Source organism: Deltaproteobacteria bacterium (assembly GCA_003696105.1).
Classification (GTDB): Bacteria; Myxococcota_A; Polyangia; order Haliangiales; family J016; genus J016.
Genome location: RFGE01000300.1, coordinates 1 through 13,658, shown reverse-complemented (window position 1 = coordinate 13,658; position 13,658 = coordinate 1). Strand labels below are relative to the sequence as shown.

Below are 13,658 nucleotides of genomic sequence, written 5' to 3'. Positions count from 1 at the left end.
TACGTGACTCCGCGGGCGACGAAGGAAAACCTGCAGGGCCAGTTCGTCATCTTCAAGGACAAGCACAACTGGATCATGACGTACCTGTACGTCATGACGTTCGGCTCGTTCATCGGCTACGCGAACGCATTCCCGAAGCTCATCGACGACGTGTTCGGCGTGGTGCGCGTCGGCGCGGCGGCGGGGACGCCGACCGGATTGAAGTCGGCGTCGTTCATCTTCATCGGCGCGGGTGTCGGCGCGCTGATCCGCCCGGTCGGCGGCTGGCTGTCGGACAAACTCGGCGGCGCGCGCGTCACCCATTGGGACACGATCATCATGATCGTAGCCACCTGCGCGGCCGGCTACTTCGTTCAGCTCGCGATGGGCTCGGAGAACCCGCGCCAGTACTTCATCCCGTTCTTGCTGTCGTTCATCGTTTTGTTCGCGACGACCGGCATCGGCAACGGTTCGACGTTCCGCATGATCGGCGTCATCTTCGACCGCGACCGTCGCGGACCGGTGCTCGGCTGGACCTCGGCCATCGCGGCGTACGGCGCCTACCTGATTCCCAAGATCTTCGGCCAGCAAATCAAGGGCGGCACGCCGCACTACGCCCTGTACGGCTTCGCCGTCTACTACCTGACCTGCCTCGTCCTCAACTGGTGGTTCTACGCCCGCAAGAACGCGGAGATTCCATGCTGAGACGTGCCTTCCTGTTGCCGGTTGTGATCGCGTCCGCCGCGCTCGGCGCGGGCGCGTGCGAACCCACGAATCAGGGCTACGCGCCCGAGCAGCCCATCGCGTACTCGCACGCGGTGCACGCCGGCGAGTTGCAGATTCCCTGCCAGTATTGCCACTTCGGCGCCGAGCGCGGCCGCTACGCGGGCATTCCGCCGGCCCAGGTGTGCATGAACTGTCACGCGCAGGTCAAGACCGACCACCCGGAGGTCAAGAAGATCGCCGCGGCGATTGCGGAAAACAAGCCGATCGAATGGGTGCGCGTGCACTGGTTGCCCGATCACGCCTATTTCAACCACAGCGTGCACGTCAACGGCGGGATCAAGTGCCAGACGTGCCACGGCCCGATCGAGACGATGGGCCGGGTCGAGCAGTGGGCGCCGCTCACGATGGGGTGGTGCGTGAACTGTCACCGCGACAACGCACCCAAGGATGTCCTGGCTCAGCGGGGCGCCACGCGGCGTTCGAATGCTCTCACGGATTGCTCCAACTGCCACCACTGAACCACCGCGAACGGCTCGGTGCGCCGGAGCGCCGGCACGCCGGTCTTCACAACCACTGAGCGACAACACATGACGCGCGACCCAAACCTTCCGTGGATGGAACTCGGCGATGCCGCCGGGGATCTCGACGCCGCCGAGCGCGATGCGAGCGAGCCGATTCTGCCGCGTCTCAATCGCCGCGGCTTCCTCAAGGCGCTCGGGATCGGCAGCGCCACGCTCGCCGCATGCGAGCGGCTGCCGACCCGCCACGCCATGCCGTACCTGATCGCGCCGGAGGAGATCACGCCCGGCGTTCCCGTGCGCTACGCGAGCACGTGCACGGCGTGTCCCGCGGCGTGCGGGCTCATGGTGACGGTGCGCGACGGCCGGCCGATCAAACTCGAGGGACACCCGGAGCATCCACTGTCGCGCGGCGGGTTGTGCGCGACGGCGCAGGCCGAGTTGCGTGCGCTCTACGACAGCGACCGGCTGTCGGGAGCGACGATCGACGGCGGCAAGGCCGCCTGGGACCAGGTCGACGCGGCCGTGCGCGCCGCGGCGTCGGGCGGGGACGTGTGGGTCGTGACGCCGACGCTCGTGTCGCCGTCGGCCCGGTTGGCGGTGGGTGGGTTCTTGGCGACGGCCCGCGCCGGCCGGCACGTCGAGTGGGACCCGGATCTGCAGTCGGCGTCGCCGCTGCTCGATGCGTGGGCGGAGGTCCACGGCGTGCGCGCGCTGCCGTGGCTCGACTTCGAGCGAGCCGACGTGGTCGCGCTGTTCGGCGCGGACCTGCTCGGCGCCGGGGTCGCACCGGTTGCGCACACGGCCGCGTACGCGGCGCGCCGCCGCGCCGCCGGCGAGCGCGGCGCGCTGTACCACGTGCAGGTCGAGGGCAATCTGACGCTCACCGGTGCGGCCGCCGACGCGCGCATTCAGGCGACGCCGCGCGAGCGCGCCGACGCGCTGGCGTGGCTGGCGCGGCGCGTGGCCGAACTCGTCGGCGGCGGTTCGGCCGGGCTGCCGCCCGCTCCGGCGCAGGCGCCGCTCGGCGATCGGCTCGAGTCGCTCGCGCGGTCGCTCGCGGCAGCGCGCGGCCGGTCGATCGTGTTTTGCGGCGACGCCGACGTACGCGCGCAGCGCGCGGCGGCGCACATCAACCGCTTGCTCGGCAACGTCGGCACCACGGTGGACGTCGCGCGGCCGTCGCTCGTGCGCCGCACCGACGACCGCGCGTTCGCCGATCTGCTGGGCGCCCTCGAGGCGGGCCGCGCCGGCGCGGTGGTGTTCGTCGGCGTCGACCCGGTGCAAGACCACCCCGACGGCGACGCGCTCGCCGAGGCGATCCGCCGCGCGCCGATGTCGGTGGCCATCTCCGAGCGCGCGAACGCGACGACCGCCGCGTGCAAGGTCGTCGTCGCCTCGCATCACATGGCCGAGTGTTGGGGCGACGCGCTGCCGCGGCCGGGCGTCCTCACGGTCGCGCAGCCGACCATCCGGCCCCTGCTGGACACCCGCCACCCGTACGCCAACTTCCTCGCGTGGGCGGGCAAGCCGACCGACTACCGCGAGCACGTCCGCGCGGTGTGGCGCGACAAGGTGTTCGCGCACACGGGCGCGATGGGACCGTTCGATGCGTTCTGGACCGCGTCGGTGCGCGCGGGCGCGATGCGCGCGCCGGCCGGCGCCGTCGCGGCGCCCGACTGGTTCGACGATCCGGTGCTCGCGCCGGGGGCGGCCGCCGCCGGCGGTGCGACGCCGCCGGCGTACGCGGACGCCGGCCAGCTGTCGGTCGAGGCGGTCGCGGACGCGGGCATCGTCGACGCGCGCACGGCCCAGAACCCGTGGCTGCGCGAGCTGCCCGACCCGATCACGCGGGTGTCGTGGGTTCCGGCGGCGCGCGTCGCACCCCGCCGCGCCAAGGCGCTCGGCCTGCGCGACGGCGACGTGGTCGCCATCACCGTCGCGAAGCGGACGGCGGAGCTGCCCGTGCGCATCGTGCCGGGCCAACACCCGGACGTGATCGGCGTGCCGATCGGCTACGGGCCGCGGCTCGCGGCCGGCCCCGCCGAACTGCGGGCGACCGGCGCGCACGACGACCTGCCGCTGATGCAGTGGCACTCGTCTACCGAGGGGCGTCCGATCGTGCACCAGGTTTCCCATCCCGACGAGGAGGTGCCCGAGGCTCACCACATCCCGAAGACGCCCTACCCTGGGCGCGAGATCGGCAACCCGCGGTGGGAGATGGTCATCGACCTGGACGCGTGCACCGGTTGCTCGGCGTGCATCATCGCGTGCCAGGCGGAAAACAACGTGGCGGTCGTCGGCCCCGACGAGATCCGCGCCCATCGCGACCTGTATTGGTTGCGCATGGACCGGTACTTCGTCGGCGACGCGGACGATCCCGACGTGCTGTTCGAGCCGATGCTGTGCCAGCACTGCGACAGCGCGCCGTGCGAGAACGTCTGCCCGGTGGCGGCCACGGTCCACAGCATCGATGGCCTCAACCAGCAGGCGTACAACCGCTGTGTCGGCACCCGCTACTGCGCCAACAACTGTCCCTACAAGGTACGGCGGTTCAACTGGTTCCAGTACGACCACGGCGGCCCGCTCGAGCGCATGGTGCTGAATCCCGACGTGGTCGTGCGCGAGCGCGGCGTCATGGAGAAGTGTTCGTTCTGCGTCCAGCGGATCCAGCTCGCGCGCATCGAGGCGAAAAACCGCGGTGATCGCGGCGTGCCCGAGGTGCGCACCGCGTGCCAGCAGAGCTGTCCCGCGGACGCGATCACGTTCGGAGACGGCCACGACCCTGACAGCGCCGTGTCGCGCCGGCGGAACAGCCCGCGCGCCTTCCAGGTGTTGCCCGAGGTCGGAACTCGCCCGTCCGTGACCTACCTGGCCCGCATTCGAAATCGGGAAGGAGCGAAATGAGCGCGACTGCAACGCATGCGGGCGGCCACGCCGCCGTCGCCGATGCCGAGCCGCTGGTGCTCGGCGATCCGAGCTACACGAAGGTCACCGCGGACATCGCCGCGCCGCTCGAGCGCCGCGCGGGCATCGGGTGGTGGATCGCGTTCTTGCTGTCGGCCACCGCGCTCGGCATCGGCGTCGTGTGCGCCTGGATCACGATCGCAACGGGTATCGGGACGTGGGGCATCAACCGCACGGTCGGTTGGGGCTTCGCGATCACCAACTTCGTGTTCTGGGTCGGTATCGGTCACGCCGGCACGCTGATCTCGGCCATCTTGCTGCTGCTGCGCCAGCGGTGGCGCACGTCGATCGCCCGCGCGGCCGAGGCGATGACCATCTTCGCGGTCATCTGCGCCGGGCTGTTCCCCATCATGCACATGGGCCGACCCTGGTACGCGTACTGGTTCATGCCGTATCCGAATACGCGCGGGTCGCTGTGGCAGAACTTCCGGTCGCCCCTTCTGTGGGACATGTTCGCGATCTCGACGTACTTCACGGTGTCGCTGCTGTTCTGGTACGTCGGGTTGATCCCGGACTTCGGCACGATGCGCGATCGCGCCCGCGGGCTGAAGAAGAAGATCTACGGGTGGCTGAGCCTGGGGTGGAACGGGTCCGCGCGGACGTGGCAGCGGTACGAGAAGGCGTCGCTGATGCTCGCGTCGCTGGCGACGCCGCTGGTCGTGTCCGTCCACACCGTCGTGTCGTTCGACTTCGCGACCAGCGTTATTCCCGGCTGGCACACGACGATCTTCCCGCCGTACTTCGTCGCCGGTGCCGTGTTCAGCGGCTTTGCGATGGTGATCACGCTGCTCACGATCACCCGCAAGGTGATGGGGCTCGAGGCCTACATCACCGACCGGCACCTCGAGTTGATGTCGAAGGTGCTGCTGCTCACCGGGATGATCGTCGGCTTCGCCTACACGACCGAGCTGTTCATCGCGTGGTACAGCGGCAACCCGTACGAACAGTTCACGTTCATGAACCGCGCGTTCGGACCGTACGCGTGGGCGTACTGGCTGATGTTCAGTTGCAACGTGTTCGTGCCGCAGATCTTCTGGTTCAAGCGGTTCCGCCGGTCGGTCCCCGTGCTGTTCGTGGCCTCGCTGCTGGTGAACGTCGGCATGTGGTTCGAGCGGTTCAACATCGTCGTCACGTCGCTGCACCGCGACTACCTGCCGTCGTCGTGGAGCATGTACGCGCCGTCGCTGATCGAAGTCGGCATCTTCATCGGCAGCTTCGGGCTGTTCTTCACCGCGTACCTGCTGTTCACCCGCGTCGCACCGGTCGTTGCGTTCCACGAGGTCAAGCACACGCTCGCGCAGCAGCGGGAGGATGCGCACCATGAGTAGCCGGATTCACACGCTGGCGTTCGACGACCCGGAAGTCACGCTCGAGGCCGTCAAGCGGCTGCGCGCCGAGGGCTTCTCGGTGGTCGACGTCCACTCTCCGTTCCCCGTTCACGGGCTCGAAGATGCGCTCGGCTGGCGCGAGACGCGGTTGCCGTGGGCGACGTTCGCCGGCGGCGCGCTCGGCGTGACGGTCGGGCTGTCGCTTGCGCTGTACGTGCACACCGTGTCGTGGCCGCTCAACATTGGCGGCAAGACGAACACCGCGATCCCCGGCATCGTCCCGGTCGTGTTCGAACTCGGGGTGCTGCTGGCCGCGTTCGGCACGGTGATCGCGTTGTTGGCGCTCGGGCGGCTGTGGCCGCGGCTGCGGCCGGAGCGCGGCCCCGGGCAGCCGACGCCGCGCGTGACCGACGACCGGTTCGTCGTCCTCGTCGCCGAGCGGGACGCGTCGTTTTCTCCCGCGCGGTTCCGCGCGCTGGCGGAGGAACTGCGGCCGACCGAGGTGGTCGAGGCGTGGGAGGTGAAATGATGCGCGCGACCCGTCTTGTCGCCGTGGTCGTCGCGACCGGCGCGGCGGCCGCCGCGTGCGATGCCAGCGGCGAACGACCGGCCATCGTCGTGTCTCCGGACATGGCGTTCTCGATTCCGTACGATCCGTACGATCCCAACCCGAACACGCCCACGGGCCAGACGCTGCTCGCGCCCCCCGAGGGCACGATGCCGGTCGACGGCGAGTGGTTTCCCTACGGCGCCGGGCGTGACGAACAGGCGCGCGCCGGGCGTGAGCTGACCAATCCGATTCCGGCGGACCGCGCCGAGATCCAGCGCGGCAAGCACGTGTTCGACACGTTCTGCGCCGTGTGCCACGGAGCGGGCGGCGCCGGCGACGGCACGGTGATCGGCACCGGCCGGTTCCCGAACCCGCCGAGCCTGGTCGCCGACCACGCCCGCGGCCTGCCGGACGGCGCGCTGTACCACATCATCACGAAGGGCCAGGGGATCATGCCGTCGTATGCCGTTCAGGTGCGCCCGGCCGACCGGTGGCGCGCGATTCGTTACATCCGCACACTCCAGGGAGGTGGCAAGTGACGCTGCCCTCGGCACAGACGTTGCCGCCGCGACGCAGTGGCGCACTCGTTGCATTCGGCATCGGCGGCGCCATCGTCGCGGCGATCGCCGTGCTGGCCAACCCGGCGGCCGGCTGGGCCGGCGTGCTCACCGCCGCGGTTTACGGCCTGACCATCGCGCTGGGCGGCGCGCTGTTCGCCGCGATCTTCGCGGGGACCGGCGCGGTGTGGTGGCTTCCGATCCGGTCGATCCCGCTGGCGATCGCCGGCACGCTGCTGGTGCCGGCGCTCGCGCTGGCGCTGTTCGTGGCGCTCGGGGCGATTCACGTCTACCCGTGGGCCGATCCCGAGGTCGTCGCGCACAACCACCTGATCCACGGCAAGGCCGGGTGGCTCAATTGGCCGTTTTACGCGGTGCGCGCGGCGGTGGTGTTGCTGCTGTGGTGGGCGCTCGTGGGGGCGATGCGCCGCCGGTTCGCCGAGGGGCGGCCGCTGGCGCGGATCGGCATCGGTTTTCTCGTCGTGTTCGCGCTCACGCTGTCGGTCGCGAGCTGGGACTGGCTGATGTCGATCGAGACCGAGTGGTACAGCACGATGTACGCGGTCTACGTGTTCGCCGGCGCGATCCACGCCGGCATCGCCACCACCGCGCTGGTCACGTTCCGGCGCCGCCGCGCGCTCGGCGCCGCGCTCGACCGCAACCGCATCCAGACGCTCGGCTCGCTGTTGTTCGCGTTCGCCTTCTTCTGGGGATACATCTGGTTCTCCCAGGCGATGCTCATCTGGTACGCGAACATTCCTGAGGAGACGATCCACTACGCGGCCCGGATGTCGAACGGCTGGACCGCGGCGTTCTGGCTCAACCTCGTGCTGAATCTCGCAGTGCCGTTCCTCGTGCTCATGCCGGTCGGGTCGCGGCGCAGCACCTTCGTCGTCAGCCAAGTCGCCGTCGTCGTGTTGCTCGGGCACTGGCTGGACGTCCTGCTGTTGGTCGGGCCCGGCGTCGCGCCCGCGTCCAGCGCGGTACCGTACGCCGCCGTCGGCGCGACGGTCGCCGTCGGCGCGGCGATGCTGCACCGGCTGCGCCGCGACCGCCTGCTCGCGCCGCAGTGAACGCAGGTTCGCCCGGCGCGGTTTCTGCCCCGCGCGGTTTCTGTCGGATTGGCCGCGGCGGCATGTGGCGACGCCGACCGCGCCGGCATGTGAGAGCCGGCCAGCGCCGGCGCGCGGGCGAGTTGATCCACGTCAGGTGCGCGCCATCGCCGGCGTGTCAACGTCAGCACCAGCTTTCCGGCGCCGAGAGGTCCGTGCCCCATGTCGATGAAGTCCATTGCCCGCGCCGCCGCCGTGGCCGCCGTTTGCTGTGCGGCAGCGGGCGTGTCGGGGTGCGCCCGCGTCGCACCGTACCAGCGCGAGACGCTCGCGCGCCGGCAGTTGCAACAGCCACCGTACCCTCAACTCGAACGCCGCGCGCAGCACATGTTCGCCGTGCGCGAGGGGACGCGCGGCGCCAGCGGCGCCGCGGGAGGCGGATGCGGCTGCAACTGATCGCGGCCGCCGCGGCCGCCGCGTGGTGGGCGGCGGCGCCCGCCCGCGCTCAGACCGTGGCGGACGCGCGCAGCGAGTTGTCCGGCGCGCTGCGCGTCTATGCCGACGACGATCGGGTCACCGTCGTCACGCCGTCGGCGGCGGCCGTCGTCCCGCTGGCCGAGCGGTGGCTCGTCGACGTCAACGTCGCGGTCGACGTGGTGAGCGCGGCGTCGGTCGACGTCGTCACGGCCGCGTCGCCGGTCGACGTTCGCGAGCGCCGCTACGAGGTCGACGCCGGTGCGGCGTTCGCCCCGCGAGCCGATCGCGAACTGCGGGTGCGCGCGATCGGCTCGCACGAAAACGACTACGACGCGCTGCGCGCATCGCTGGGCGGTCGCGTGGAGGTCGCCCGGCGCAACGCGACGATCGACGTCGCGTACACGTACGCGGCCGACCGCGCGGGGATGCGCACGGACCCCGATTTCGAGCGCACGCGGACCGGCCACGAGCTGGCGCTGTCGTTCACCCAGATCGTGGATCGGCGCACGTACGTCGACCTGGTCGCGGAAGCGCACCGGTACGACGGCTACCACGCCAGCCCTTACCGCAGCGTGCCCGTCGTCGATCCGGCCTCCCCGCAGATCCTCCGCGTCGACGAGGTCACACCGGCGGTGCGCACGTCGGCGGCGGCGCTGGTGCGGGTCCGCAGGGCGCTCGAGTGGCCGGCGCGCTGGTATGGCCGCGCCGACTACCGCCTGTACGTCGACGACTGGGATGTCGTGAGCCACACGGCCGAGGCCGGCGCGATCGTGCCGCTGGCGGACCGCGCGGAACTCGGGGTTCGATTGCGCGGCTACGCGCAGTCGGCGGCGGAGTTCTACCGGCCGGTGTATCAAACGCCGGCGCCGGCGTTTCGCACGCGCGACCGAAAGCTGGGGCCCATGCGGTCGCTGTACGCCGACTGGACGATCCGAGTCGGCTGGTTCATCGCCAGCGCCGGCGTGGCGCGGTGGTGGTATCTCGACGATCCCGCGCAATCGGGACGTCTCGCGGTGATCGCGTCGGCCGGGGTCGCGGTGCCGCTCGCCGAGGAGGACCGATGAAGTGCGAGGCGATGGCATGGGCGGCGGTCGTGGTCGTGGCCGCGTGCGGCGGGGACGACGGCGACCACCACGGCGGCGCCGACGGGGCGGTCGACTGCGCGCAGGAGACGCGGGCTGACGCGTTTGCGCCGGGCATGGTCAAGATGGGCGACAACGGGACGGCCGTGCGCCTCGTCGAGGCGGACCCGGCGCCGCCCGCGCGGTTCGACAATGCGTGGGTGCTCGCGGTCGAGGACGCCTCGGGCGCCCCGCGCGACGACGCGCAGGTCGCGGTGACGCCGTGGATGCCGGACCACGGGCACGGCACGCCGATCGAGGCGGTCGTGACTCCGCGCGGCAGCGACGGGCTGTACGACGTCGCACCGATCAACCTGTGGATGCCGGGGCTGTGGGAGATCCGAATCGACGCGACGGTCGACGGCGTCGACGACCGCGTCGTGTTTGCGTTTTGCATCGACGAGTGACCGGGAGTGACCGGCCGCGGGCGTCCGGCTACTGGACGCACGCGCCGATGCCGGCGTCGGCGGTCCACTCGAGTTCCGTGGACGCGAGGGTGAACGTCGGCAGCGCGTCCGCGACGCTCGGATCGAGCAGGCCCGCGTCGACCAGCGGCGGCAACAGGTCGAGCCCGACCGGCCGCAGCCGCACTCGCATCGTTACACGGTCCGGCACGCCCGGCAGCGTGTAGCGTCGCGTGACCGCGTGGTAGAAGCGCGGGTCGGTCGGGTCGCTGGTGACGGCCGGCGGCAGCAGGTCGTCGGCGTCGACGGTCGCCGCTTTCCACGCGGTGTGCACCTCGTTGCCGTCGCCGTCGTACAGGCGGCTGCGCATCTGCCACAGCTGCGGGTCGTCGAGCGACTCGACCGGCTGCCCGTCCGCGACGTCGCCACTGGAGAAGATCGGCACGCCGCCGGCGTACGCGATGAGTTCGACCCAGCCGCGCCGCGCGTGGGTGACGCCGCTGGGCCATGCGTGGCCGACGAGCACGTTGTCGAGCGTGACCTCGACCTCCGTGCCCGGCGGTTGTACGCACAGCTTGGCGGCCAGCGACGCGCCGAGGTCCCGCTCGATCCCCTGCCGCTGCGCCTCGGTTTCGGGCCACGGGCCGAGCGCCATGTCGACGCCGGGCATGCGGTGGTCGTGCGTGCGGCGCTGGGGTGCGCCGGGCAGGTCGGCGCCGGGACCGGAGCGACCGGGCATGTGGCAACCGCTGCAGCTCACGCCGAGCGGTCCGCTGGTCGCGAACACGCTCTCGCGCCACTCGGCGTACGTGCGCTCGATGTGGACGCCCGCGGGCGACACGACGTCGTGGCAGCTGCCGCACAGCGCGGACGACTCGAGCCGGTCGCCGTCGTGCAGCGGGGAGTAGGCGGACCCGTGCGCCGGCGTGTCCACGGGGTCGGCGATGCCGCCGCGGAACACGCCGTCGTCAGCCAGGTGCAGCTGCCCGTTGTGGTCGCCGTCGACCCGGTCGACCTGGTGGCAGAAGTAGCACGTGACGCCGCGCAACGCGCGCGGGGCGTCGACGACGTCCGCCGCGACCGCCGCCGCGCCGGTCGCGAACGCCATCGGCGCGTGGCAGCCGATGCACAGGCTGCCGAGGGCGCCGTCGGTCTCGCGCTGGCCGAGAGCGTCGAGCGCGAACAGCACCGGGTCGTCCGACGCGTAGGCGTGCATGCTGCCCGACCAGTCGCGGTACTCCGCCGGGTGGCAACTCGCGCAGGTCCCCGGGTCCATCAGCGCGTCCCGGTCGAGCGCGCTCCGCGCCTCGCAGCCGGCAGAGGTGGCCGCGACGGCCAGGACGGCGGCGCAAATCGTGCGGGCTGCGCGCGCGCCCGCGCATCGACTGCCGGATCGGTTCCGCATGCGGTGGCCCTCTCGTGGACTAGGGGCTGTCCCTAGCACACGCTGGGCCAGGCACGAGGTGTGCAATGGGGCCACGGCGCGATGGCGGAGCAATCTCGTCCGGCGAGCCTGCGCGCGGAGCCGTACCGCCTGTTGTTCCCGCTCGGTCTCGCGAGCGCGTGGCTCGGCGTGTCCCACTGGCTGCTGTACGGGCTCGGCGCGCTGTCGGCGTACTCCGGCCTGCGCCACGCGTTGCTCATGACCGAGGCGATGTTTTCCGCGTTCGCCCTCGGCTTCCTGATGACCGCGGTGCCCCGGCGTACCCAGACGCTCCCGGCACACGCCGTCGAGCTGGTTGCCGCGACGGCAGCCGTCGTCGCGACGGCGCTCGGCGCCCAGCTCGACCGCGTCGTCCTGTCTCAGGCCGGGTTCCTCGCGGCGATGAGCGTGCTGCTCGCGTTCGTCGTGCGGCGAACGGAGCATCCGCAGGCCGGCCGCCGGCCGCCGAACGCGTTCGTCCTGATCCCGATCGGCGCGGCCGCCGGGATCGCGGGCGCGGTCGCCATCGCGCGCATGGCCAACGGCCAGGGCAGCCTCACCACCTATCTCGCGGGCCGCGAGCTGGTGCAGCAGGGACCGTTCCTGTGCATCGTGCTCGGCGCCGGCGCGCTGTTGTTGCCGCTGATCGAGGGGCTGCCGCCGCCGCCGGACGCCGGCGCGACGCGCGGACATCGGCTGGCCCGGCTCGGCTACGCGGCGCTCGGCCTCGCGATCGTCGCGACCCTGGTGGCGGACCCGTCGTGGCCGCGCGCCGCGCGCGCCGCGCGCGCCGCGCTGGTGACCGCGGGCCTTGTCGCCTCCCGGGCGGGCCGCTGGCCGCGCAAACCCGGCCTGCACCGGCGAGCGGCCGCGGCCTCGGTGTGGCTGGTCCCGGCGGGGCTCGCGCTGGCCGCCGCGTTCCCGGACCGCGCGGTCGCCGGGCTGCACGTCGCGTTCATCGGTGGGCTGAGCTTGCTGGTGCTGGCGGCGTCGGCCCACGTCGCGATCGGCCACGGCGCGCGGTCCGAGTGGATGGCCCGCAATCCGCGCGCCGTCGCGGCGATGGTCGCGTGCGTCGTCGCCGCGACGGTGCTGCGCGCGACCGCCCACTGGTGGCCGGAGCACCTGTACGCGCTGTACGCGGCGGCCGCCGCCCTGTGGCTCGCCGGCTCGGTGGCGTGGCTGGTGGTGTTCGTGCTCGCGGCGCGTCCGCCGGGGGGCGGGCCGAAACGAAAGGCGCGGCGCGCGGCCGGTCGCCGCGCGCCGCGGAGCGGTGGGGTGAGGGTTACGGGGCGGTGACGCCGTTGGTGGCCACGTCGTCGAGCGCGGCCATCAGGTCGGCGTCGACATCCTGCAGCGACGGGATGTCGAGGTCGTCGAGGGAGGCCTGGAACAGGCCGCAGTTGGCGAGGTCGCCGTCGCTGATCGACTGGGCGACGCTGCCGGACTCGATCAGGTCGAACCGCAGGTAGGTCTCGCTCAGCGACGTGTCCCAGCACTCGACCGCCTCGACGGTCTGGTTGGCGGCGAGCGATCCGTTGGCCGCGTCGGCCTCGGCGCGCCCGGTCCCCTCGTCGAGGAACGCCATGCGCACGCCGACCGCCTCGGCGATGCCGTCGGCCGGGTCGCTCACGTCGATGTCGACCTCGTAGTCGATGAAGTCGATCGTGTGCTCGGCGGTGATGTACCGGCCGTAGAAGTAGTCGAGGTCGGTCGGCTCGGCGGCCGGCTCGTCGGCGGGCACCCAGTCGCGGAACACGGCCACGACGAACGCCATTTCGTTCTCGGGCGCGTCGGGGTCGTCGCCGGCGCCGTACAGGGCGGCGAATCGCCCGCGGTCGCCGGCGGCCGGGTCGAAGTTGGGATCGTTGGCCTCGCGGAACGCGCGGTCGGCTTCCATGTCCCACAGGGTGACGCCGACGCCGTGGTCATCGTTGTCGGGGTCGGGCGTGGCGCCGCCCCAGACGACCGGCGTGAGGGTGGCGAGGTCGTTGGACGCGCCGCGCAGCAAGGCGTACTGGTAGCGGAAGTCTTCGGTCCCGTGGGTGTCGCGAATGTAGGCGGCGACGTAGCCGACGCCGTCGTCGGACGGCCACGGGCCCCACACGAACTCGTCCGTGTCGCTGTTGTAGACCGTCGGCGGCAGCGCGACGATGGCTTCCAACAAATCGATCATGCTACCGACGGCGCCGTTGATGCCCTCGACGAGCGGCCACGAGGTCGTGGGGTACAGCGCCGGGTCGCCGAGCGCGGCGGCGGTGGAGGCCTTCGGCGCGGGAGCCGACAGGCGCGCCTTGGACGGAATGGCGGCCCGGAAGGTGGCGAGTTTGGCCTCGTCGATGCTGCCGTCGTCTTCGGCGGCGCACGCGGCGGCGACGAGGCAGAGAGTGGTTGCGATGGTGGTGAGTTTCACGGCTGTCCCTCCTGGTGTGAAAAGCGAACGTGCTCGAGGGCATCGCAAGCCGGGTGCCAGAGCATCAAGTGCGTGAAATCACGGGGTGTGTGGGGGGCGATGTGGGCTTTTCCAACACCGGCCGGGGGGGTGCGCAACAGCGG

Annotated in this window: 13 protein-coding genes; 11 read left to right on the top strand and 2 right to left on the bottom strand. The window is 71.6% G+C overall.

Annotation, left to right across the window (positions count from 1 at the left end):
* Positions 1 to 3: 3 nt before the first annotated feature.
* The 10 genes from D6689_19070 (at position 4) to D6689_19025 (ending at position 9,682) form a co-directional block, all read left to right on the top strand.
* Entirely contained in the window at positions 4 to 684 is a 681-nt protein-coding gene (locus tag D6689_19070; GenBank protein ID RMH38633.1) for a hypothetical protein, read from the top strand.
* A complete protein-coding gene (locus D6689_19065; protein ID RMH38632.1) occupies positions 678 to 1,223 on the top strand; it encodes a cytochrome C in 546 nt (181 codons plus the stop codon). The genes D6689_19070 and D6689_19065 overlap by 7 nt, the downstream gene beginning before the upstream one ends.
* Before the next feature lie 69 nt (positions 1,224 to 1,292).
* Complete coding sequence (locus tag D6689_19060; protein RMH38631.1) at positions 1,293 to 4,130, top strand: 4Fe-4S dicluster domain-containing protein; 2,838 nt, start codon at positions 1,293 to 1,295, stop codon at positions 4,128 to 4,130.
* Positions 4,127 to 5,518 carry a hydrogenase gene (locus D6689_19055; protein ID RMH38630.1) on the top strand — a complete coding sequence of 464 codons (1,392 nt, stop codon included), beginning with the start codon at positions 4,127 to 4,129 and terminating at the stop codon, positions 5,516 to 5,518. Before D6689_19060 ends, D6689_19055 begins: the two co-directional genes overlap by 4 nt.
* Positions 5,502 to 6,047: a DUF3341 domain-containing protein gene (locus D6689_19050; protein RMH38629.1), complete on the top strand. Its 546-nt coding sequence runs from the start codon at positions 5,502 to 5,504 to the stop codon at positions 6,045 to 6,047. Before D6689_19055 ends, D6689_19050 begins: the two co-directional genes overlap by 17 nt.
* Positions 6,044 to 6,607 carry a cytochrome c gene (locus tag D6689_19045; protein ID RMH38628.1) on the top strand — a complete coding sequence of 188 codons (564 nt, stop codon included), beginning with the start codon at positions 6,044 to 6,046 and terminating at the stop codon, positions 6,605 to 6,607. The genes D6689_19050 and D6689_19045 overlap by 4 nt, the downstream gene beginning before the upstream one ends.
* Positions 6,604 to 7,698, top strand: a complete 1,095-nt coding sequence (locus D6689_19040) for a hypothetical protein (GenBank protein ID RMH38627.1) — start codon at positions 6,604 to 6,606, stop codon at positions 7,696 to 7,698. Before D6689_19045 ends, D6689_19040 begins: the two co-directional genes overlap by 4 nt.
* A gap of 201 nt (positions 7,699 to 7,899) precedes the next feature.
* Positions 7,900 to 8,133 carry a DUF4266 domain-containing protein gene (locus D6689_19035; GenBank protein RMH38626.1) on the top strand — a complete coding sequence of 78 codons (234 nt, stop codon included), beginning with the start codon at positions 7,900 to 7,902 and terminating at the stop codon, positions 8,131 to 8,133.
* Entirely contained in the window at positions 8,118 to 9,218 is a 1,101-nt protein-coding gene (locus D6689_19030; protein ID RMH38625.1) for a DUF3570 domain-containing protein, read from the top strand. The genes D6689_19035 and D6689_19030 overlap by 16 nt, the downstream gene beginning before the upstream one ends.
* Positions 9,215 to 9,682 (top strand): hypothetical protein, encoded by a 468-nt coding sequence (locus tag D6689_19025; protein ID RMH38624.1) that lies wholly within the window; start codon positions 9,215 to 9,217, stop codon positions 9,680 to 9,682. Before D6689_19030 ends, D6689_19025 begins: the two co-directional genes overlap by 4 nt.
* A 28-nt stretch (positions 9,683 to 9,710) precedes the next feature.
* Here D6689_19025 and D6689_19020 read toward each other — a convergent pair whose 3' ends face one another.
* Complete coding sequence (locus D6689_19020) at positions 9,711 to 11,084, bottom strand: hypothetical protein (GenBank protein ID RMH38623.1); 1,374 nt, start codon at positions 11,082 to 11,084, stop codon at positions 9,711 to 9,713.
* Positions 11,085 to 11,165: 81 nt separating this feature from the next.
* Here D6689_19020 and D6689_19015 point away from each other — a divergent pair, with 81 nt between their 5' ends.
* Positions 11,166 to 12,401 (top strand): hypothetical protein, encoded by a 1,236-nt coding sequence (locus tag D6689_19015; GenBank protein RMH38622.1) that lies wholly within the window; start codon positions 11,166 to 11,168, stop codon positions 12,399 to 12,401.
* Here the strand turns inward: D6689_19015 and D6689_19010 are convergent.
* Complete coding sequence (locus tag D6689_19010) at positions 12,388 to 13,515, bottom strand: hypothetical protein (GenBank protein ID RMH38621.1); 1,128 nt, start codon at positions 13,513 to 13,515, stop codon at positions 12,388 to 12,390. The two genes, D6689_19015 and D6689_19010, sit on opposite strands and share 14 nt — an antisense overlap.
* Between the last annotated feature and the right edge of the window lie 143 nt (positions 13,516 to 13,658).